Raw genomic sequence first — 22,220 nt, forward strand, 5'->3', positions numbered from 1 at the left:
TACTGGTCAATATTCAAGCAAAATAATACCCAATTTCCACTAAATGCGCAAATTTCACATTTTATGTTTTTATTGCTTTGTTTTTCTTGTTTTTAAAATTAATTTAGCTAGGTATGTACAAAAAAACAGGCCAAAGCCTGTCTTTTAGAATTTACAATCTATGTTTTAATCTTCTGGATATTCAAAACGGTAGCCAACGCCATACACGGCTTGAATCCACTCATGACGGTTGCCAGTTTCCGCTGCATCTGAAATCTTACGACGTAAATTTTTAATATGACTATCAATCACACGGTCAGCCACTTCAAAACTGTCTGGGTTAATATGATCAAGCAATTGCGCACGTGAATACACCTGCCCTACATGCTCTAAAAACAACTCAAGTAAACGAAACTCAGTTGGCGTTAAGCTCAACGCTTTTTGTTGATACCAAATACGTTGCTGTGCTTTGTCCATACGGAATAAATCATTCACCTCTGGCTCTGCTTTACGTTCTAAACGACGTAATACCGCTTGCACACGTGCCACCAATTCTTTCGGACTAAACGGTTTGCAGACATAATCGTCAGCACCCATATTGAGCCCCAATACACGGTCAATTTCTTCAGTGCGTGCAGTCACCATAATAATTGGCAAATCAGACTGCTCACGCACCTTGCGGCAAATGGTTAAGCCATCCATACGGGGCACCATCAGGTCTAAAATCATCAGACTCGGTTTACGTTGAGTGAAGCTTTCATAGGCTTCTTGCCCATCATGAAACATGCTGACTTCAAAGCCTGCAGCCTCAAGATAATCACGCACCAGCTGTGCAAGTTCCACTTCATCTTCAACCAACATGATATGTTTCATGCATGCTTCCTTTTAATGTTTCATCTGTTTGGGAAATGTCAATTTGCAACGCAAACCGCCCAATGGAGAATGATCAAAACTCAACTCTCCGCCCAATGCTCTAGCTATTTTTACGGATAACGCCAATCCTAATCCTGTACCACCAGTGGCACGCGTGCGCGAATCATCCACGCGATAGAAACGCTCACCTAAACGTGCCAACTGTTCATCAGTTAGACCAAATGGGCTGTCATCGACATACACGGTCCACTGCGTTTCATCTTGCTCAGTATGAACATGCACTTCACCACCGGCTTCCGTATAACGAATACTGTTGCCCAATAAGTTGACCATAATCTGTTTAAAACGGTCTATATCTAATTGTAATGAAGTCCCTTCGCCCGTTGCGGTAATTTTCAAATCTGCTTGCTCAAACTTCGGCTTAAAGCTTTCAACTTCTTGCATCACTACATCCCACGGATTGAGCGTGGTCAAATAACAATTCAACTGCTGTGCATCGGCTTGTGCCAAATCTGCCAAATCTTTGGTCAATTTTTTCAAACTACTCACTTGATTGAGCATTGAAGCAAAATGCTCTGGCGTTGGCTTACGAATACCGTCCTGCATCGCCTCAATTTGAGCCTGCAACACCGCCAATGGCGTTTTTAATTCATGTGAAGTATCGGCAACCCATTGACGACGTGACGTTTCATGCTGATCGAGAATCACGGCCAACTGGTTCAATTCATTTGATAAATCGCCGAGTTCATCATTACGGTTCACCGCGACTTGATGTTGATAATTGCCCTTGGTTAACTCACGTGTCCCCATTAACAAACGCTGAATCGGTTTTTTAAAGTAGGTCGCCAATAACAGTGCAGCAATTAAACTCGCAATAAAACTAAGCACATAAACCAATAATAAATAACGTTTTTGCTTACTAAAAAAGTTAATACTGATCGCATCATCTTGCTCGAGTACAGGTTTGAGTCCTAGATACCCCACGATTTGATTATTCACCATAATCGGACGATAAGAAATCTGTTCATCTGTCGGTTCACCCACGACAAATTGGCGCTGTGCATCATATAAAGATAAACGCGAACTCAAGCCCAAGCGGTCAGGCATTTGGATAAACTGTTTTTTACCACCATTGTTGGTATTGTTTTGAGATGATTGACCTGTATCTTTATCTTTATCTTTTTCATCCGCGTTCGCTTCTTTGGGGCGGAACACATTTTGATTCGCGCTTAAAGGAAATTTTAAACCTTCAAAGGGTTGAAACTCAGACGGTAAATTTTGTTCCAGCCATTTCAGCTCTTCAGTTTTTTGTTCCGCCGTTTGCTGCGGTGTCGCCAACATCGACGTTGCATTCAAACTATGATCTTGGAAATAGCGCTGCTGCAATGCAATGTCATATTGACGACGTAGCCACCACCGAGAGAGACGATCATAGTCATCGGGTGCTGCCTGCCCTTCAATTTGCAAAATCTGCGCCTGAATCGCATTGCCCCAATCATGATAAACCGTATACACATCGGCTAAATTTTCAATGACATGGTCAAGCTTTTGCATCTCGACATCGGCTACATATTTAGTGAAATTACGCTGCATATTCCAATGCAACACGCCTAAACTTACCGTTGTGATGACGAGCGTCGTCAACAGCACAGTCAGAAACAAGCGTAGGGCAATCGGGATACGACGTATTTTCAAAAGAGAACTCTCATTTTTCTTCTATATTCATTATTGTAGCGAACACGCAACTAAAAAACTCTCCATTGTTTCTACATCTTTATTATTTAATCTTTAACCATCGAAAAAAATATCTAATCTGGTGGGGTATAGACTATGAAACAAATGACCAAAATGGCTTTAATCGGTGCAAGCGTATTGAGCATGGGTGCATTGACGGCTTGTCAATCAACAACCGCACCAAAAGATAACGATCATGGCCGTATGATGAAACAACATCATAGTGATCAAGATCGTCGTATGTCACCTGAGCAACGTGAACATTTCAAACAAATGCGTGCAGAGCAACGTCAAGTGTTTGCAGAGATGCAAAAAGCCTGTGATGGCAAGACTACAGGTTCAACAGTTCAAGTAAAAGCTGGCGATAAAAGCATTGATGGTACATGTACCATGGTGTTCAACGCAGACCGTCAAGACATGAAAAAAGCACGTGGTGAACATCGTCCAATGCATGGCGACATGCGTGGTCAGATGCAACGCGGTGAGCCACTGACTGATGCAAAACGTGCAGAGCTGACTAAACAATTTGATCAGCGTTTAGCAGAACGCCAAGCGAAGCAACAAGCGATTATGAAAGCATGCCAAGGCAAGACTGATGGTAGCGCGGTTGCGATTAAAGTTGGCGAACAGCAAATCAATGGTAAATGTGAAGTTCGCTTCCAACCTAAAGCCCCTGTTGCCCCGACGCCAGCACCAGTAAAATAAGTCAAAGTTAGCTCGCAATATCATTGAGTATAAAAAGGCACTCCCATGAGTGCCTTTTTATTGGACATATCTTTTTACGCTTTTTGACTATTTGTGTCATTCATTTTCAGCCAAAAGTGCTTACACTCAATGCACTTAGCATTTTCAAGGGATATTTCTTTGACTTTACAGTCACCAACAAATCGCCCTGAAATGCTTGTACCCAATAAGAAGATGTTGCACGATTAGAACCATTCCAATACGTGTCATTGAAGACACGTTCAAATGTTTATTTAGGATTACTAACGCTGGTAGAAACCAGTATTGAGGAAAACGATATGCCACAATACAAAGCGCCCTTACGTGATATGCAATTTGTTCTGCATGAACTTTTAAAAGCAGAAGATCACTATGCACAATTGCCTGCATTTTCTGATACCGTAAGCCGTGAGTTGGTTGACCAATATCTAGAAGCTGCTGCTGACTTCTGTGAAAATGAACTTTCTCCTCTTAACCAAGTCGGCGACCGTGAAGGTTGTACTTGGAATGATGGCGTTGTAACAACACCAACTGGTTTTAAAGAAGCGTATCAAAAATATATCGAACTCGGTTTCCCATCTTTGTCTGCTGAAGAACAGTATGGCGGTCAAGGTCTACCTGTTTCACTAGGTAACATCATTTCAGAAATGGTGGGTACATCGAACTGGGCTTGGGGTATGTATCCAGGTCTATCTCATGGTGCTGTACGTACTTTAGAACACCACGGTTCACAAGAACAAAAAGACGCTTACCTACCTAAACTTGTTTCAGGTGAATGGACAGGTACGATGTGCTTAACAGAATCTCATGCAGGTTCTGACTTAGGTATTATCCGCTCTAAAGCTGAACCACAAGCAGACGGTAGCTATGCAATTTCTGGCGAGAAAATCTTTATCTCTGCTGGTGAACACGACATGGCTGAAAACATCATCCATATCGTACTTGCTCGTCTTCCAGGTGCACCAAAAGGCACGAAAGGTATTTCATTATTCATCGTACCTAAATTCAATGTAAATGCTGATGGCTCAATTGGTGAGCGCAATGCGGTACGTTGTGGTTCGATTGAACACAAAATGGGTATCCATGGTAACGCGACTTGTGTCATCAACTTTGATAACGCAAAAGGCTTCTTGATTGGCCCTGAAAACCGCGGTCTAAACTGCATGTTCACATTCATGAACACTGCACGTATCGGTACTGCTGTACAAGGTCTTTCAGCTTCTGAAGGCGCTTTCCAAGGTGCACTTGCTTACGCAAAAGACCGTTTGGCAATGCGTTCACTTTCAGGCCCTAAAGCACCTGAAAAAGAAGCAGATCCAATTATCGTGCACCCTGCAGTGCGCAACATGCTGCTTACGCAAAAATCATTTGCTGAAGCTGGTCGTGCTCTGGTTTACTTATTGTCTTTCCATGCCGATATCGTGGAACAAGGTGCAACTGAAGAAGAACGTAAGTTCTCTGACAATATCTTGTCATTATTAACTCCAATTGCTAAAGCATTCTTGACTGAAACAGGTTCTGAATCTGCAAAACACGGTGTTCAAGTATTTGGTGGCCACGGCTTCATTTCAGAACACGGTATGGAGCAAATCGTACGTGATACACGTATCTCTTGCTTGTACGAAGGTACGACTGAAATTCAAGCAATTGACTTGTTAGGCCGTAAAGTATTGGGTACTCAAGGTGCAATGTTGAAAGACTTCACCAAGATCATCCATAAATTTGTTGAAGCTAACAAAGACAACGCTGCCATGAAAGAATTTGTTGAGCCGCTTGCTGCGCTAAACAAAGAATGGGGCGACTTAACCATGCAGATTGGTATGAAAGCAATGCAAAACCCTGAAGAAGTGGGTGCTGCTGCAGTCGATTACCTCTACTTCTCTGGTTATGTGACGCTTGCTTATTTATGGGCTCGCATGGCGCTAGTTGCACAAGAAACTTTAGCTGCAGGAACAACAGATGTTGATTTCTACAATGCAAAAGTAACGACCGCTCGCTTCTACTTCAAGAAAATCTTACCACGCGTTCGCTCTCATGTAGAAGTGATTGCAGGTGGCCTAGATCCTCTTATGGCATTGGATGCAGAACACTTTGCATTCTAATGTGAATATCTAAAACATATTCAAAAAATTGTACTCTTGAGTGCAGAAATAGAGAAAGGACGGTCATAGCATTGGCAGTCCTTTTTCTTTATAAATAGTCCCATAATTCTACTTTGGTCAATTTTCTCCACGCTTTGTGTTGATACAAATTGCCCCAAGTCCATAGATTCAAACAATAAACAGGTGAACGAACATGCCAATTTATAATGCGCCGCTTGCAGATATGAAATTCATCTTAAATGATGTTTTTAAAGCAGAACAATTCTGGCAAAACAACGAAAATCTTGCTCACCTTGATGCTGCAACTGCAGAAGCCATTCTTGAAGAAATGGCAAAATTTGCGCAAAACGTCACTCATCCTTTAAACCGCACAGGTGATGAAGAAGGCGCAACCTATAGCAATGGCAATGTCACGACTCCTGCTGGTTTCAAAGAAGCATTTAAACAATATGCAGAAGGCGGCTGGATTGGTCTAGGCGCAGATGAAGAATGGGGCGGTCAAGGCATGCCAAAAATGCTGACTGTTCTGTCTGACGAAATGCTGTTTGCAACCAACCCATCATTCATGCTCTACCCGCTTCTTTCTGTAGGTGCAGGCATGGCATTAAACAGCTATGCATCACAAGAGCAAAAAGAAACTTATTTGCCAAAAATGTATACAGGCGAATGGTCCGGCACAATGTGCTTAACTGAACCGCATGCAGGTACAGATTTAGGTATTATCAAAACTAAAGCTGAACGTAATGAAGACGGTACTTATAACATTACAGGTACGAAAATCTTCATCACTGGCGGTGACCACGACCTTTCTGAAAATATCATCCACTTAGTTTTAGCGAAAACGCCTGATGCGCCTGCGGGATCACGCGGAATTTCACTATTCATCGTACCTAAATTCTTGGTGAATGCAGATGGTTCATTGGGTGAGCGTAATGCTGTAGGCCCTGGTTCTATTGAACATAAAATGGGGATCAAAGCGTCTGCTACATGTGTGATGAACTTTGATGGCGCGAAAGGCTACCTGGTTGGTAAAGAAAATGAAGGCCTTGCAGCGATGTTCGTCATGATGAACTACGAACGTCTGTCTATGGGTATTCAAGGCCTAGGTGCTTCTGAATTTGCTTATCAAAATGCAGCGCAATATGCGACTGATCGTTTACAAGGCCGTAGCGCTTCTGGCGTTCAATCGCCTGCAAAACCTGCAGACAGCATCTTAGTTCATGGTGATGTACGTCGTATGTTGCTGAACGCACGTGCCAACAATGAAGCGTCTCGTGCATTTGCGGTTTATGTTGGTCAACAACTGGACATTACCAAGTTCTCTACTGACCCAGAAGCAGTCAAAGCAGCCAATAACCGTGTTGCGCTGTTAACACCTATTGCGAAAGCGTATTTAACAGATACCGCTTTCCAAGCAACACTGGATGCGCAAATGGTCTTCGGTGGTCACGGCTTTATTCGTGAATGGGGTATGGAACAATGTATCCGTGACCTGCGTATTGCACAGATTTACGAAGGGACCAACGGTGTTCAATCGCAAGACTTAATTGGTCGTAAAACCATTAAGTGCAATGGTGAATTCATTGCTGAATATATCCAAGAAATTCGTGATTTTGCCAACAACTTAGATGCCAGCTTGAACTACATCAAAGATGCAACATTAGATGCAGCAGCTGAAGTTGAAGCGGTGACTCAATATGTACTTGAAGCTGCTCGTGAAAACATTGAGTTCCCGAACTCAGCAGCCGTTGATTACCTACATGCTGTAGGCCTACTCAGCTTTGCCTATATGTTTGCCCGCATTGCAGATGCAGCAAAAGACAAAGATGGCGAGTTCTACCAAAACAAACTTGCACTGACTCTTTACTTCACGCAGCGTATTTTACCTGAATTGGCATTACGCATTGCTAAAGTAAAAGCAGGTTCTGAAGTGATCATGAACTTCTCTGAAGATTACTTTACCAACCAAGCTTAATTAAATACACAAAATCAAAAATGCCCGATTTATCGGGCATTTTTTTATTTTACTGCTCTTATTACATAAACACTGAGTGCAACTTTTTCAAAAAATCATAAGCATATTTACTTATTCATAATCTCATAATTCCATTCGATATGTAAAACAAGAATGGAGCTGATCGTCTAGCATTGGAAATGTAGCCCAATGCGTTGTATCTTTATCTTGTTTAAATCCTGCCTTCATTAAGACATTTTGTGATGCTAGATGTTCCTCAGCACAAAAAGATGAAACAACCTTCGTGACATGATTCTGCTGTAAATACTTAATTCCCCCAATTAAAGCCTCAGTCATATAACCACAACCATGAAAATTCACCCCTAACCCAAAATGTATTTCCCCATGGTTTTCTTGATTGAAGAAATACAGTAAACCCATCGCTAACTGCGTATTGTTATCACTAATCACCCATGCAAAATCAGGATTGTGTATCGACCAATAATGATCTGCCCATTTTTCTAAAACACTCTTGGTCTGTTGAATCGTTAAATGTGGCAACCGCTGCAGATAACGAGTTGCTTCTATATTCAAAAAATATGTATCAAATAATGAAACTTCATCTCCTAACTGATACTTTCTCAGGCATAAACGTTCCGTTTCAATCATATTGGGCATGATTGTTTAGCCTATTATTTCATGGGATAAAATTTTTTGATCGACTCCGCCATTTCAGCATTCGACCTTTCCAAAGCTTTTGCCACATTCATTGCATCTACAACACTGCGATTTTGACTCACTTTAAACTTACCCAAAATTGAGTCTATTTCGATTTCAATCGCTATAATTTTTTCCAGTTGTTCCGCGATAAAATCATGAGGCGCATCGCCCATTTTCCATGGCACGGGTTGGCTAGCTTCATGTTGACGCGTCAAACGAGCCAGAATTCCTCGTAAATATTTTTCATCTACAATTTTACGTATCTTGCCTTTGACATGTACCACGCGGTAATTCCATGTCGGTACAACGCGATGATGCTCCTGTTTTCCTTCATACCAGCTTGGCGAAATATAAGCATCTTCAGCCTGAAAAATAACATAGACATGTGCTGACTGATTCAATATTTCAAACATTGGATTGGCTTTGGCAATGTGCCCACGTAATACACCAAACCCACCCTGCTGCATTTCATACTCTAAAGGCAGATGATTCACCTCAAGTGTACCATCGGCAGCTGTCATAACCACCGTTGCAAGCGGGTATTGCTGAATGAGTTCGACTAAACCATCCAATTGATCATGGTTAAAATGTGTAGGTAAATACATCTTGTTATTCGGTTAGATCGACAAAAACTAAGCTTCAACTTAACATTAAAATCATACATTTATCTAAAAAATATTTCTGTCATCTTGCTTTAATGTGCATGAAATTTGCTTAGTATTTAATGGGTATTCAAGTGATATACACAGGAGGAAAAAGATGACACACCGTGACCCCAAAGTAGAAAAAGTTGAAGCCCTCCTTGACCGTTTTGGCAATCTTGCAGTGGAAGGTTTCCACTACATCGCTTTATTTGTGATTGGCTGTATGATCCTTTGGTCTGCGGGTCATACTATTTTTGAAATTATTACGATTAAACAGTTCGCCACAATTGATGATATTTTGCTGTTATTTATCTATCTTGAACTGGGGGCCATGGTCGGTATTTATTTTAAAACCAACCACATGCCTGTTCGCTTCCTGATTTATATTGCTATTACTGCCCTGACCCGTTTACTGATTTCGGACATTCAACACGACCATAAAGCAGATATGGGCTTGGTCATTACTACAGGTTCGATCCTCATTCTTGCTGTGGCCATTTTGATTGTGCGCTATGCCTCTTGGACTTACCCTTCGGTTATTCGAGACAAGCATTCCGAAAAGCCACTGCCTGAAGGAAAAACCCCTCGCCCACAAGATGATGAATTGGCTTAAACACTAAATCGTTCCCTCTCCTTTTAGGAGATGAGTAGCACTGCTACGCAAGGGACAGGTTATAAACCTTATCTATTAGGCACCAGCACATAGCGACCATTTTCAAAGATCCAATACATGCCACTTGGAGGTGCCGGTAAACCGATCCGTTTCCAATCACTGATAAAAGTATAGGTCGAACTGGAAATACTCGCGCTGGCAGGATCGCCATTGACCCAACTATAGCTTTGCGAATTTTGAGTAATCGTGGTCGGTGCATTGTATTGTATGCTAATGCCACTCTGTGGATACTGCGGATAAGGTCGATTTGGATATTGCGGATAAACCGGCGGACGACTTGGATAATGAGGATAATGTTGAGGATAATTCGGCGCATGCTGCGGATAGCCAGGCCGATTCATCGACGGTGGACGGTGTTGTGGTTTTGATGTATCTACACCTTGGTAATTTGCCCATTTGTTATCCGCAAAAGTACTGGCTGAAGCACTGATCAGCATCACACCTGCAATCGCATAGAATAATGTGGTTTTCACTTAAGCTCTCCTCGACGGTTTATACGCTCAGTATAAATTCCATTGTAGGAGAAAAAATGGATAAAAATCCATCAAGTGCAAGAATTTGTTAATTTTCCGACCAAGCTGATCGCACCTTCAGGCTAGCCTGTTTTTCATTGGATTATGCTAAGATTGATTTTATTTCGTAGTGGATCAAATGCTGTGTCTGAATTAAGTTTTGACCGACTTCATCAATTTTTTTCTAAAGTTCCAAGTATTCAAGAACAACTGATTGACTCGTACGGAACCGATGGTAAAACTGCTTGGTGGTTTAAATTTCAAATTAATGTAGATCACCCTTTAGCATGGCAAACTGTTCAAGAATTGGGCCATGTATTGAACTATATTTCTAAAAATGAACGCTTACCGACTCAATTTTTACCGGTTTCTCCGCCACCATATATGAATGGCGAAGCAAGACAATTCTTGTCTTGGGTGATTCAATGTAACCATGCCGATTTTCCACCAGATGTCATCTGTGACTGGTTAGAAGCACGGTTACCACAACCGGTAGATGATGCAGATAAATGGAAAATCAAAACCGATATTAAAGAATTGGATCAAATGACGGATAAAGATTTAGATCAAATCGTTCCGCCGAATCCTGTACCGAAGAATTAATAATTGCTAAATACACCTCTCCCTAACCCTCTCCTGAAATGAGAGGGAATTCCTTCCCCCTTTGGGGGAAGGTTAGGATGAGGGGAAAATTAAAAAGTAGATATTCCGCTCCATTCCATAAAGCGATACAACACATATTTCAACTTAGATTCATCGGCATACGTATCGTAATCCACACTCATCTGCTTACCATCACGGTTTGACCACGCCGTATTAAAATACTGATTTGCCTCTTTAAAAACTTGAGCATCTTTCACACCGATCACGCGTAAATCAGTTTCTAAATTATAATTTTTCAGGTTACGCGCTGTGAAATTGGCAGAACCTAAAATCATATCGGCTTGATAAGCAGTACGTTTTAAAATCATCTTGCTATGGCACTGCTCACCTTGGGTATTACACCAACGTACATCAATACCCGCCTCATGTAATTCGGATGCTACAGGTCGATTTGGAATGCCATTTTTGGTACGTCCAAAAGCATCCTTATTCGGATCGAGTAATACACGAACTTTCACGCCACGTTCATGTGCAGCAATGAGTGCTTTGATAATTTTACGTTCTGACAAGTAGAACATCGCGATATCAATTTCAGTTCCAGCTTTCTTCGCGCTATCAATTAAGTCGAGTGTGGCATCATAAATTGCTTTTTCAGTCAGTACTTGAACCTGTGGCTGAGTTTTCGCCGCTTCAACATCTTTAATCACCACAAATGGAATATTGGCTTTGGACATCATGCCTACGGCTTGCTCGGTCTTTAACAGATCAATCGCGGTCATGCCTTTGACGGTTAAGGCCACATTAGAATGTCGTGAGCTACCATCATGCGGATTCATAGAGGTGACCAAACCTTTCCAACCTTCAACGGTATCTACCACCAAGGTTTTACGATGATTGGCTTTAAAGTTGAAAAGATCCATATAACTGCGGATCGTCACCTTTTCGGTTCCCAATGGGTTCGGTAACCAGCCTTTTTCAGGATTATTGCCAATATCTTGACAACAGATATACCAAAAACCTGACCATGCAGGATTGGACGCACGAAGCGGCACCAAATTGGTTTCCATCAACTCAATCCCCCCTTGCCGTAATTGACGATAATGCTCGGGTTGAATGCCGCCATAGACCGAATTGACCGGGTCAGTAATCACAAAAATTTCCACTTGAGGAGATAGTCGACGCTTCAAAATCAGCGCATCGGTCAACTCCTGTGTTAATTGTTCATGTTTTAATTGAGAGTCACCAACTTGCGGATTAAAGAGAAACATATCCAACACAATGGTCGACTGTGCTTCCTCAATCATTTTCAGCATTTCTTTAAAAATGCGATGTTCCTGTTGCTGCTTTCCTTGCGCATCGATATAGGTTTCATCCACTAAAAAGTTCACTTCAGCATGGCGAAGTTTTCCTGTGTAGTTCAACCCTTCAGGGAGTGGCTTTAGCGTGTGATAGGTTGCCGAGGCCAAATAACCTAAAACCAATAAACCCATGACCACACCCACATAGCGACGACGTGACCAATTGAGCTTGTGATGTATTCGTTGAATGATGCGCATAAGAAAAAACCTAGTCTAATGCGCTCAGACTAGGTTTTATTCATTGATTTTTCAAGAGGATTTCTGTGACTTTACCTAGACTTACTTAGAGAAGTCTGTGCAAATTCAATTAGAAACCAAATTCAAGACCAACCGTAAAATTACGACCGACTTGTGGAATATTGGCAAGGAATGACGTATGAGAGTAAACATCTTCATCCAATAAATTATTGGCTTTGAAATAGACTCGATAATCATTTTGATCTTTCAATTGACCACTATAGGCCACACCCAAATTCACCATGTTGTAGCCATCTGTTTCACGCTCAAATGCAGTAATTTTGTCTTGTTTGAATACATGTGAATATTCTGCAAGACCTGACCAACCATCGGCAAAGTCAACATCGACCTTGGTTCCTAAGCGCCCTGCAGGCACACGTGGCGCATTTTCACCATCAATTTTGCCGCGAACATAATCACCAAAGACACTGAGTTTATACATGTCATTTACTGCATAACCCACTTGAGCTTCCGCGCCATAGAACTTGGCTTTGTCTTGGGTGTAATCAACTAAGCGGAAGTTTTCAAAATTATCTTTGGTTGCAGCATAAATGTAGTTGTCATACCAGTTGTGATACACATGAACGTGATAATCCAACTGATCTTTTTCATAATGGAAACCTAATTCTAGATTATTGGATTTTTCAACATCTAGATTTTCATTTCCACGTTCATAGGTATTGGTCGCAAAGTGCTTACCGTTTGCATAGAGCTCTTGCGCCAATGGCAAACGCTCTTGATGAGAACCCACCAAGGATAATTTATAATTGGGTGCAAACGCCCAGTTCACAGCACCTGAGTAGGAAATACCATAATCGTCATAATCTTTTTGTGCAGAATCGATCTGAATTTTCTGCTGATCGACACGGGCGCCCAGCTCGACATGAAAATCACCAAATTGTTTATGCTCTAAACCAAACACACTCCATTTTTGGGTTTTATTTGGGTTCATCAATGATTCTTCACCACTGATATTGAGCTTTTGTTGATTGTACTGGGTACCGATTACCCCTTCCCATTCAGCAATTGGGTTATGGACCAATTCTAAACGGCCATCATAACCTTTACTTTTAAAAGTGGTTGCTGCGGTGTTACCTTCAATTTCATCATGTTTATAGTCCGTATAACTCGCATGCGCACGTAGTTTTTGGAATCCTGCAAACGGCTCAGCCAATTCAGTACGGAAATCATAGCGTTCTGACTTTAAGTCGACCCATGGGCCTGCGGCATCATGATCGTGATCATGTTCGTCATGCGCTGAATGATCATGCTCATCGGTATGCCCATGGTTATCATGACCATCACAGTGTAGATGGTCATCATGTGGATGACAGCTTTCATATTCATGACTATGACCCGGCAAGCCATATTGGTCTTGACGGTTGCTATAAGACAGTCCAGCAAAACCGCGCTCATGAATCCATGAAGCACCAATCGTTACATTTTCGCCTTCAGCAAAAGTATTACCCACACGACGTTCTTTTTCTAACTCACCCTCATGGTCATGGAAATAATCGGGTGCAATATAGTCATTGGCTTTACGCTTTGATCCCTCAACTCGCAGTGCAAAATTTTCTCCTAGCGCAGCAGTGACACCTGCACTCGCTAATTTTTCGTCACTACCTGAGTTATAACGTAGCCCAACCTGCCCCTCTAAACCATTTTCAGGCATCTGCGTTGGAATTTTTTGATCCGTCACATTAACCAAACCGCCGACTGTGCCTGCCGCGTATAACAGTGTTGATGGCCCACGGATCACTTCAATTTGTTTTGCCAAAATCGGATCAACCGTCACTGCATGGTCAGGGGATAAAGTTGAAACATCTGCTGTTTCAGATGCATGCTCCAACACTTTGACACGTGGCCCATCTTGACCACGCAGCACAGGTCGACTTGAGCCTGCACCAAACTGATTTGAATACACTCCAGGTTGTCCGGCAATGGCATCACCAATAGTGACTCCACCTTGTGCCAAATCTTTATGCTTAATAATGTTATCTGCAACCGCAAAATCTGCGGCACTTTGATTTAAAGGATGAACCTGAACATTAATCGCTTCGAGCTTTTGTACCTGTTGTTGCTGATCATCAGCATAAATATTGGGTGCAATCACTGCAAAAATTGAGATTGTGATTAAATTCTTATGAAAGGACATTTGGAGAGACTCAAATCAGGCTATTTTCGAATAATGTTATAATATAACATTTCATTCGTTTTGCAATAAAAAACATTCTAATCTGCCCAAATCATATACACTCACCGATACCACATTGTATTTATTCATATATTTATTTTAGTTCAATGCCTTTTACCATATCCCATGCTGTACTCGCACCGCCTATTTCCAAGTTAAGCGGAAACCGCCTGCCTATTGCAGCACTCGCAATTGGCAGCATGGTGCCAGATTTATTCCGTTTATTTACTAATGCTGACTACAATGGATCCCATCAATGGTCGGGGTTAATTGTTCCCAACTTAATCCTAGGTTTGCTGTTTTGTGTGCTGTGGTATGTGCTTTATCGCCCGATGTTATTTGCTTTTTTTGGTTTAAATAAGCCGCTGCATCTACAGAATTTCAATCAATGCTGTGGGTTTATCCTAAGTCTCATCCTCGCACTCATCATTGGAACTTCGACGCATATTGTTTGGGATGGCTTGACCCATGTTGACTTTCGTACCTTTGCATTTAAGGATCTATTGAGTCTACCGATTCAATTTTTTGGTCATTCATATCCCCTACATCGCGTGTTGCAAATTGGATTATCTGGCTTGGCACTCCCCGTTTTGGCATGGATGATTTATCGTCATCATCTTCACTATCGAAGTACTGCAAACGTCCCCACATCCATCAAATTCTATGTATATTGTTTAGCGGCCCTGTCTTTAGCTGCGGGAATCGCTAGTTATTTTTATTTTGCTGACAGTATTTATTCAGATGCCTTTGTACACGACTTGTATGCCTATGTCGGCAAAGCCATTAATTATTTTTTCCGTGCATTTTTAGCCACGTTTAGCCTCGGTAGTCTGATATTTCTGATCTTAAGCAAGAGCACCAATATTTTTTCAACGTCATCGGCTTAAGCCCATCATTGACCGAAAATTTGCTGTAAATTTGGCTGTTTTAGCAATAAGTCCTTGTGACAAAACAGCCAAAAAGAGGCATAATCCCCTATTCGAATAAAAGCGGTACGCTGTTTACGTATTCGCTGACCTTAACCCATATAGTTGGATTTCTAACGCTATGATGCGAACTCATTACTGCGGCTCACTTACTGAAGCCCAAATCGACCAAACCGTTACATTATGCGGTTGGGTTCACCGTCGCCGTGACCACGGTGGTGTAATCTTCCTTGACATGCGCGACCGTGACGGCCTTGTTCAAGTAGTGATTGACCCTGATACTCCTGAAGCTTTCGCGACTGCTGATAAATCACGTTCAGAATTCGTATTAAAAATTACAGGCCGTGTACGTCGTCGTTACGAAGGTACTGAAAACGCGAATATCGTGAGTGGTCAAATCGAAGTTTTAGGCAAAGAAATCGAAGTTCTTGCTGGTTCAGAAACTCCGCCATTCCCATTGAATGACGACAATACAAATATTTCTGAAGAAGTACGTTTGAAATATCGTTTCTTGGATATCCGTCGTCCAGAAATGTTAGATCGTCTTCGTTTCCGTTCTAAATTGACTAACCTAATTCGTAACTACTTCGAAGAAAATGGTTTCTTGGACGTTGAAACACCAATTTTAACGCGTGCGACTCCTGAAGGTGCACGTGACTATTTAGTACCAAGCCGTGTTTCTAACGGTAGCTTCTATGCGCTTCCACAATCTCCACAACTATTCAAACAGTTGTTAATGGTTGGCGGTATCGATCGTTACTACCAAATTGCTAAATGTTTCCGTGATGAAGACTTACGTGCTGACCGTCAGCCTGAATTCACACAAATCGACGTTGAAACATCGTTCATGAGTGACGATGACATTATGGATTTGATGGAACGTTTAACGGTTAAGATGTTCAAAGAACTTCTAAACGTTCAGTTCGACAAGTTCCCACGTATGACTTATGCAGATGCAATGCGTGACTATGCATCTGATAAACCTGACTTACGTATTCCTTTGAAACTTGTTGATGTTGCAGACATGATGCAAGACGTTGAGTTCAAAGTATTCGCAGGTCCTGCTAAAGACCCTAAAGGCCGTATTGTTGCGCTTCGCGTACCAGGTGCTGGCGCGCTTCCACGTAGCCAAATCGACGAATATACTAAATTTGTTGGCATTTATGGCGCGAAAGGTTTGGCTTACATCAAAGTCAACGAGCTTGAAAAAGGTATTGAAGGTCTTCAATCTCCAATCGTTAAATTTATCGAGCCTATCGTACTTGATCTATTGAAACGCGTTGGTGCTGAAAATGGCGACATCGTATTCTTTGGTGCGGACAAAGCGAAAATCGTAAATGATGCGATGGGTGCTTTACGTATTAAAGTCGGTCACGACATGAAACTTGCAACTTGCGAGTGGGCGCCACTTTGGGTTGTTGACTTCCCAATGTTCGAAGAAACTGATGACGGTAAATGGACGTCTGTTCACCACCCATTCACGCTGCCAAAATCAAGCGTTGAAGAAGTGAAGAACAACCCAGGTGCTGCACTTTCTGTTGCTTACGATATGGTATTGAACGGTACTGAAATCGGTGGTGGTTCATTACGTATCTTCAACCTAGAAATGCAAAAAGCGATCTTTGAAGCGCTTGGTATTTCTGAAGAAGAAGCAGAAGAGAAATTCAGCTTCTTACTTAACGCATTGAAATTCGGTGCGCCTCCTCACGGTGGTTTGGCATTCGGTCTTGACCGTCTAGTCATGTTGATGACTGGTGCATCTTCAATTCGTGACGTGATTGCATTCCCGAAAACTAAAACTGCTGAATGTCCATTGACTCAAGCACCAGCGCCAGTTGAGTCAACTCAACTTCGTGACCTTGGTATTCGTTTACGCGAAAAACCAAAAGCTGAAGAATCTAAATAATCTTACATTTTAAGATTTAGATTTTAAGGTTCAAAAAACCCTGCGCTATGCAGGGTTTTTTTATTTCAACCTACAAAAGGTGGTAAAAAACCTACAAAACATAAATTAAAGATTTGATTAACTTTGCTAATATCAAAATGATTCAACTGCGTTATGATGTTGCACTACATCCTTTGGGCAATGGATAGCTCAATTTTCCACTTCCAATTATTTTGTTTTTAGATTCAGATCTTTTTATACTTTTCACTGAATAAGTCCGGTCTCTTGGCAAAATTTATTTTATTCCATGCTGTAAATTTTGAGACCTTGTGATCCATGTACTTTATATTCAAAATCATCGCGCTATTGCCACTTTGGCTGTTACAAAACTTCGCCTTGATGATCGCGTTTATTCTTGACCTGTTTAACTCATCAATCAAACGTATCACTAGCATCAATATTCAACTGGCCTACCCAGATATGTCAGCGACAGCGAAGAGACAGCTCGTCAGTCAAAGTATCCGCAGCCAATGCCTGACCTATATTGAATTTATTAAATGTTGGGGTATGCCACCAAGTTATAGCCTGAGCTTACTGAAAAATATTTATGGTGAAAATATCCTCACGGAAGCACTTGCGAATAAAAAAGGTGTCATTGTTGTGGTTCCGCATTTTGGCTGTTGGGAACTACTCAATGCATGGCTGAACTTGTATACAGAACCGATGATTATGTATAAACCGAATAAAAATAAAGGGATCAATCGTTATCTGTTAGAAGCACGAGAGAAGTTCAATGCAACCTTAGTCCCGACAGATGAAACAGGGATCCGTGCCATTTTTAAACATTTAAAACAAGGCGGCCTAACGGTGATTTTACCAGACCATTTACCAAAGCCTTCAGGCGGCATTTATTCCAATTTTTTTGGGCAAAATACCTTATCGATCACACTTGTTTCAAAACTTGCTGCAAAAACCCAATGCAATGTCATCGGCTTAAGTTGTATCCGACAACCCAACTTAAGGCACTTTGATGTGCATTGCCACCCCTTAGCAGACGAGATTTTATCTAAAGATTTACAATCGTCTGTCGACGCGCTGAACATCGCGATGCAAGACATCATTAACCAAGCACCAGAACAGTATATCTGGTCTTATAAACGCTTTCGGGTCTGCTTTGGCAACATCAATATGTACCGCAAATAAAGGCGATCTAAACAGAACTCAACCTTAAGATTTGTGTATCACGCGCTTGGATTAATCTTATTCAATTGAGATCGATTATCGACAGTGGCATAATAGCCTCAATTTCCACTTTAAGTGATTCTCCTATGGCTATGCGTCCTGAAGTCCGTCGTCGTGCAATCGTCTTGATTGTTTTTTCTGTCGTACAATGGTTGTTCATGCGCTACATTTTAGCCAACGAATTATTTAACTTAACCACCTATAACCGTATTGTTTTATTCTGTGTCAGCAGCCTTGCAGGTGCTTTATTAATCTTTGTCGGTTTGATTTATATGGTGTTGAAAGGTAATGCGGAGAAGGAATGACTCTATTCCTCTTTTTCCCAAAATAAAAATTATACAGGTTGGCATCTGTAGGTATTTTATAATGGCAACCAAATACATATACAAGCTAAGCCAATTGGACTTTCATCGTTACGCCTTAGCTTGTCATATCAGGTTGAAATTTTTATAGAATATTCCACTCCACAACTGGGATTTTCAACTAAGCACCTGATTTTATATAGCCGTCAACCCATATGATCAGAGAAAGTTTTAAATTCACTTTAGCATCTATTTCGATAATTTTTTAGAATCATATTTCTTACCAACACATAAAATACCAGCCAACTCTATATCGAATGCATCAAGTAGATTCGGTGCAATTTATACATTATCTGTCCCCCATAAGTATCCTCAGCTAAATGTATTTTGAGGTTATTTCCAAAGATGTTTATTTGCAATACGGAGTGTACCAACTGCATTTTGATGAGCATCAGCCTCAATAAACAAGCACTCTAAATCATCAGATTTTGACATTTATCCAAATATTTTTAGTAAATTGCAAAATCAATAACTACTTGGATATCTATTCTTCTTTCATCTGAACATTTTTTTCTGTTTTTAAGGTTAAATGAAACTATACAAAGATGTGGAACATTGTTTAAAAAGTAATCGTGAAACACCATTAACTATTAAAAATCCAAATACATTTGAGTTGGGATTTATAAAATAAATTAACACATTGAATTATATTAAATAAAAAATTGAATTACGTACGACTTTCATTATGTTAATTTTAGGTAAAGTTAAAAATCTAGGTTTTAATATCATAATTTTCAATTTGCCGAAAAGTTAAATTAATACGGGCTGTTGTAACTCGCTTACTTGGTGGTAAACGATGTAACCAGTGAGTCTGTGTCGAATCCTTCATCACCAATAAACTGCCATGTGCTAAAAATAACTCTCTCTTTTCTTTGGTCATTTTATGTTTAAAAGCAAATTTTCTTTCAACCCCAAAGCTAAGAGATGCAATTGCACCATTTTTTTTTAAATCAACTTCTCCATCACTATGCCATGCCATACTTTCATTGCCATCATGATAAAGATTTAACAAACAGGAATTAAACGTTTCCCCCGTCAATTGCTCGACCATTTTTTTCAATTCAAGTAATACAGGACTCCAAGCCAAAGCGTGTTTTGTCGTTTTTGAATAGGTATATGAGAACGGGTGATCGCCATACCAAGCAACTTTACGTTTAGTTATGATTCGCTTTCCATAAATGACCGCTTCATCATGTTTCCAAGCAATTGAACGAAATAACTCATCAAAATATGTATTTGCTTGCTGTGATGTCAGAATCTGACCGAAATATAAAACCGTGCCGTCATAGGGCAATAGGTTTTTATGGAGATTTTCTTGCTCAAACATATCCATTTTTCCAGTCCATATACGCTTGTTTCATGCAATGTCCACAAGGACGGTAGCCTTGTGCAAGTGCTTCAACTTCATCTTTAAAAAAAACACGGTTCTTGCGTTTCATACGTTTGCCTGATCGACATCGCAACGAGCCATATATTTTTAAGTTCAGATTTCCTCCAAACAAGATTTTTTCCTGTCGAAGCAAACCATAAAGCTCCTGATCAGTAATCATTTCATGACGTATCATCTTTAGCTCACTGCATCATGAAAAATAATACCTAATGTATAACGCTCTCCATGATGTAACGGGCTGACTCCATGTTTCATATCGACCCGATAATAACCACGAGTCCCTTTTTCTGGTTTGAAGTGTGTTGTAAAAATGAGTACATCACCTTTTTGCGGCTGTAATACCGTGGCTTTGGATTGAGCGCGCGGAATTTGCTGTGTTAAAACAAATTCTCCACCTTGATAATCGACATTCACTTGGTTCAGAAATATCACCAGTTGAATCGGGAAATACACGTCACCATAGAGATCTTGATGCAAAGTATTAAAACCATCTTTGCGGTACTGTAGAATTAATGGGGTTGCTTTCTGTTGTCCATTTTCGTGACATTGTTGCAGTAATTCTTGATGCGTTTCTGGGAAAATCGTATTCAAATTCAGCACCTTAATCCATACATTAGCAATAGGCATAAGATAAGAATACATCTGCGTTCGTAATTGATGAATCAAGTGTGGCAGAGGATAAGTAAAGTACTTATATTCTCCTAATCCAAATCGATAGCGTTGCATATTCACGGTCTTACGATATAGCGTGGGATGATCATAATTGTTTTTTACAAGGTCACATTGTTCCTCAGTTAAAAACTTTTCGAGTACTACGAAACCATGTTGATGCATCGCCTCAGTAATAGCATTCCAATCGAGTTGAGCCAATCTAGCTTTAAAATATTCTTCTAGCTCAGTGAGATGCATGGGTTTTCACTCCTTCCCAACCAATGATGGCTGTTTTTCGCGTTGTTCCCCACATGTAACCACCAAAATGTCCTGATGATTGAATCACCCGATGGCATGGAATGAGAAATGCAACAGGGTTACTTCCTATTGCAGTTCCTACGGCACGCGAAGCTTTGTTATTGCCTATGTCCTTTGCAATTGCACCATAGGTCGTCAATTCACCCATAGGGATTTTTAGTAGGCTTTCCCAAACTTTAAGTTGAAATTCGGTGCCCTTTAGATGCAGCTTAATTTCGGATAGATCTTGATGATCCGACTGCAAGATAGAGACCGCTTTTTTCTGCAATTCATCTTGTTGCTGGACAAATTTTGCCTTTGGAAATTGTGCTTTAAGCTGTAAAAAAGCTTCATCATAATTCTCAGTGAAAGCCATATAACAAACACCTTTAGCTGTTGAGGCAATCACAATAGAACCAAAGAGTGTCTCTGAGAAACTATAATTAATTTGTAACGACTCTCCACCATTTTTATATTCAGCAGGAGTCATTCCTTCTATCCTTATAAATAGATCATGCAAACGGCTCGAGCTTGAAAAACCAGTGTCGAATGTAGCATCTAACACACTATTTTCTTTATGATTTTTTAAAATTGATTTTGCATGTTCCAGGCTAATATATTGCAGGAACTTTTTAGGGCTAATACCTGCCCATTCAGTGAAGATCCTTTGAAAATGGGCTTGGCTTAGATGAATATGTTCTGCAATTTCAGATAAGGTTGGTTGTTCTTTGAAATTCTGATTAATATATTCAATTGCCTTTGCAATGCGAATATAGTTTGTATCTTCTAACATTGTCATGTACCGCTTTTTGGGGCCTAAGAACAACATTAACAAATAGAACGGCTGAGAAAAATCCGATTCTTGCTATGAGTGAGAAATGCTATTTAATTTTATTTATCATAATGGTGATTATACGAAATCGAAATGTTCGAACCCATTTAAAGTGTCCAAGTTAGATACGACTCGCTGTTTATTTATTTGTATGATTTGGTGTCCTTTAGGATAAGAATCTGCAGTAATTTAGATATTTTTGACTAGGGTGTGTTGACATTTACAGCCGATAAATTGAGCTAAAGAGGCAACCATATAAATATACAAGCTAAAGCAACAGCGCTTTGATAGTTACGTTTTAGCTTATCGTATCTTGTGGCAATTCCTCT

General features: G+C 40.6%; 20 protein-coding genes and 1 pseudogene. 9 read left to right on the forward strand and 12 right to left on the reverse strand.

Annotated elements, in window-relative coordinates:
* Positions 1-165 precede the first annotated feature (165 nt).
* Positions 166-852 carry a response regulator gene (locus FTV04_RS12840; protein ID WP_111885370.1) on the reverse strand — a complete coding sequence of 229 codons (687 nt, stop codon included), beginning with the start codon at positions 850-852 and terminating at the stop codon, positions 166-168.
* 12 nt (positions 853-864) lie between these two features.
* The gene (baeS, locus tag FTV04_RS12845) at positions 865-2,547 is read right to left on the reverse strand and encodes a sensor histidine kinase efflux regulator BaeS (protein ID WP_180089822.1); all 1,683 of its coding nucleotides are present in this window, start codon (positions 2,545-2,547) and stop codon (positions 865-867) included.
* Positions 2,548-2,682: 135 nt separating this feature from the next.
* Between baeS and FTV04_RS12850 the strand changes: the two genes are divergently transcribed.
* The 3 genes from FTV04_RS12850 to FTV04_RS12860 all read left to right on the forward strand — a co-directional run bounded on the left by FTV04_RS12850 (position 2,683) and on the right by FTV04_RS12860 (position 7,386).
* A complete protein-coding gene (locus tag FTV04_RS12850; protein ID WP_180089823.1) occupies positions 2,683-3,291 on the forward strand; it encodes a hypothetical protein in 609 nt (202 codons plus the stop codon).
* Between the two features lie 317 nt (positions 3,292-3,608).
* Positions 3,609-5,411 (forward strand): acyl-CoA dehydrogenase C-terminal domain-containing protein, encoded by a 1,803-nt coding sequence (locus FTV04_RS12855; protein WP_180005490.1) that lies wholly within the window; start codon positions 3,609-3,611, stop codon positions 5,409-5,411.
* A 193-nt stretch (positions 5,412-5,604) separates the two neighbouring features.
* A complete protein-coding gene (locus FTV04_RS12860; protein ID WP_180026736.1) occupies positions 5,605-7,386 on the forward strand; it encodes an acyl-CoA dehydrogenase C-terminal domain-containing protein in 1,782 nt (593 codons plus the stop codon).
* A gap of 123 nt (positions 7,387-7,509) precedes the next feature.
* Here the strand turns inward: FTV04_RS12860 and FTV04_RS12865 are convergent, their stop codons facing one another.
* Positions 7,510-8,043, reverse strand: coding sequence for a GNAT family N-acetyltransferase (locus FTV04_RS12865; protein ID WP_180089825.1), 534 nt, complete (start codon positions 8,041-8,043; stop codon positions 7,510-7,512).
* 14 nt (positions 8,044-8,057) lie between these two features.
* The gene (locus FTV04_RS12870; RefSeq protein ID WP_180089827.1) at positions 8,058-8,690 is read right to left on the reverse strand and encodes an FMN-binding negative transcriptional regulator; all 633 of its coding nucleotides are present in this window, start codon (positions 8,688-8,690) and stop codon (positions 8,058-8,060) included.
* A gap of 154 nt (positions 8,691-8,844) precedes the next feature.
* Between FTV04_RS12870 and FTV04_RS12875 the strand changes: the two genes are divergently transcribed.
* Positions 8,845-9,342, forward strand: a complete 498-nt coding sequence (locus FTV04_RS12875; RefSeq protein WP_180089829.1) for a phosphate-starvation-inducible protein PsiE — start codon at positions 8,845-8,847, stop codon at positions 9,340-9,342.
* A gap of 68 nt (positions 9,343-9,410) precedes the next feature.
* Here FTV04_RS12875 and FTV04_RS12880 read toward each other — a convergent pair whose 3' ends face one another.
* Positions 9,411-9,875 carry an RcnB family protein gene (locus FTV04_RS12880; RefSeq protein WP_373684708.1) on the reverse strand — a complete coding sequence of 155 codons (465 nt, stop codon included), beginning with the start codon at positions 9,873-9,875 and terminating at the stop codon, positions 9,411-9,413.
* A 183-nt stretch (positions 9,876-10,058) separates the two neighbouring features.
* On the opposite strand from FTV04_RS12880, the gene FTV04_RS12885 reads away from it, so the two are divergent.
* Positions 10,059-10,517 carry a hypothetical protein gene (locus FTV04_RS12885; RefSeq protein ID WP_180005494.1) on the forward strand — a complete coding sequence of 153 codons (459 nt, stop codon included), beginning with the start codon at positions 10,059-10,061 and terminating at the stop codon, positions 10,515-10,517.
* 89 nt (positions 10,518-10,606) lie between these two features.
* On the opposite strand, the gene FTV04_RS12890 is transcribed toward FTV04_RS12885, so the two are convergent.
* A complete protein-coding gene (locus FTV04_RS12890) occupies positions 10,607-12,073 on the reverse strand; it encodes a phospholipase D family protein (RefSeq protein ID WP_180089831.1) in 1,467 nt (488 codons plus the stop codon).
* Between the two features lie 109 nt (positions 12,074-12,182).
* Positions 12,183-14,267 (reverse strand): zinc piracy TonB-dependent receptor ZnuD, encoded by a 2,085-nt coding sequence (gene znuD, locus FTV04_RS12895; protein WP_180089833.1) that lies wholly within the window; start codon positions 14,265-14,267, stop codon positions 12,183-12,185.
* 146 nt (positions 14,268-14,413) lie between these two features.
* Here znuD and FTV04_RS12900 point away from each other — a divergent pair, with 146 nt between their 5' ends.
* The 4 genes from FTV04_RS12900 to FTV04_RS12915 all read left to right on the forward strand — a co-directional run bounded on the left by FTV04_RS12900 (position 14,414) and on the right by FTV04_RS12915 (position 18,664).
* Complete coding sequence (locus FTV04_RS12900; protein WP_180089835.1) at positions 14,414-15,193, forward strand: DUF4184 family protein; 780 nt, start codon at positions 14,414-14,416, stop codon at positions 15,191-15,193.
* A gap of 160 nt (positions 15,194-15,353) precedes the next feature.
* Positions 15,354-17,138 (forward strand): aspartate--tRNA ligase, encoded by a 1,785-nt coding sequence (gene aspS / locus FTV04_RS12905; RefSeq protein WP_180089837.1) that lies wholly within the window; start codon positions 15,354-15,356, stop codon positions 17,136-17,138.
* A 315-nt stretch (positions 17,139-17,453) separates the two neighbouring features.
* Positions 17,454-18,320: a lysophospholipid acyltransferase family protein gene (locus FTV04_RS12910; RefSeq protein ID WP_180049991.1), complete on the forward strand. Its 867-nt coding sequence runs from the start codon at positions 17,454-17,456 to the stop codon at positions 18,318-18,320.
* 125 nt (positions 18,321-18,445) lie between these two features.
* The gene (locus tag FTV04_RS12915; protein ID WP_168378747.1) at positions 18,446-18,664 is read left to right on the forward strand and encodes a hypothetical protein; all 219 of its coding nucleotides are present in this window, start codon (positions 18,446-18,448) and stop codon (positions 18,662-18,664) included.
* A gap of 769 nt (positions 18,665-19,433) precedes the next feature.
* Here the strand turns inward: FTV04_RS12915 and FTV04_RS12920 are convergent.
* The 5 genes and pseudogenes from FTV04_RS12920 to FTV04_RS12940 form a co-directional block, all read right to left on the reverse strand.
* On the reverse strand, positions 19,434-20,054 hold the full coding sequence (locus FTV04_RS12920) for an alpha-ketoglutarate-dependent dioxygenase AlkB (protein ID WP_180089839.1): 621 nt from the start codon (positions 20,052-20,054) through the stop codon (positions 19,434-19,436).
* Positions 20,041-20,286, reverse strand: coding sequence for an Ada metal-binding domain-containing protein (locus FTV04_RS12925; RefSeq protein ID WP_180049995.1), 246 nt, complete (start codon positions 20,284-20,286; stop codon positions 20,041-20,043). Before FTV04_RS12925 ends, FTV04_RS12920 begins: the two co-directional genes overlap by 14 nt.
* 2 nt (positions 20,287-20,288) lie before the next feature.
* Positions 20,289-21,020, reverse strand: a complete 732-nt coding sequence (locus FTV04_RS12930; protein WP_180089841.1) for a 2OG-Fe(II) oxygenase — start codon at positions 21,018-21,020, stop codon at positions 20,289-20,291.
* Positions 21,007-21,852 (reverse strand): methylated-DNA--[protein]-cysteine S-methyltransferase, encoded by an 846-nt coding sequence (locus FTV04_RS12935; RefSeq protein ID WP_180049999.1) that lies wholly within the window; start codon positions 21,850-21,852, stop codon positions 21,007-21,009. The genes FTV04_RS12930 and FTV04_RS12935 overlap by 14 nt, the downstream gene beginning before the upstream one ends.
* A gap of 278 nt (positions 21,853-22,130) precedes the next feature.
* Positions 22,131-22,220 (reverse strand): annotated as a pseudogene (locus FTV04_RS12940) (IS5/IS1182 family transposase); the annotation flags it as partial.

This window comes from Acinetobacter sp. YH12219 (assembly GCF_013417875.1).
GTDB lineage: Bacteria > Pseudomonadota > Gammaproteobacteria > Pseudomonadales > Moraxellaceae > Acinetobacter > Acinetobacter amyesii.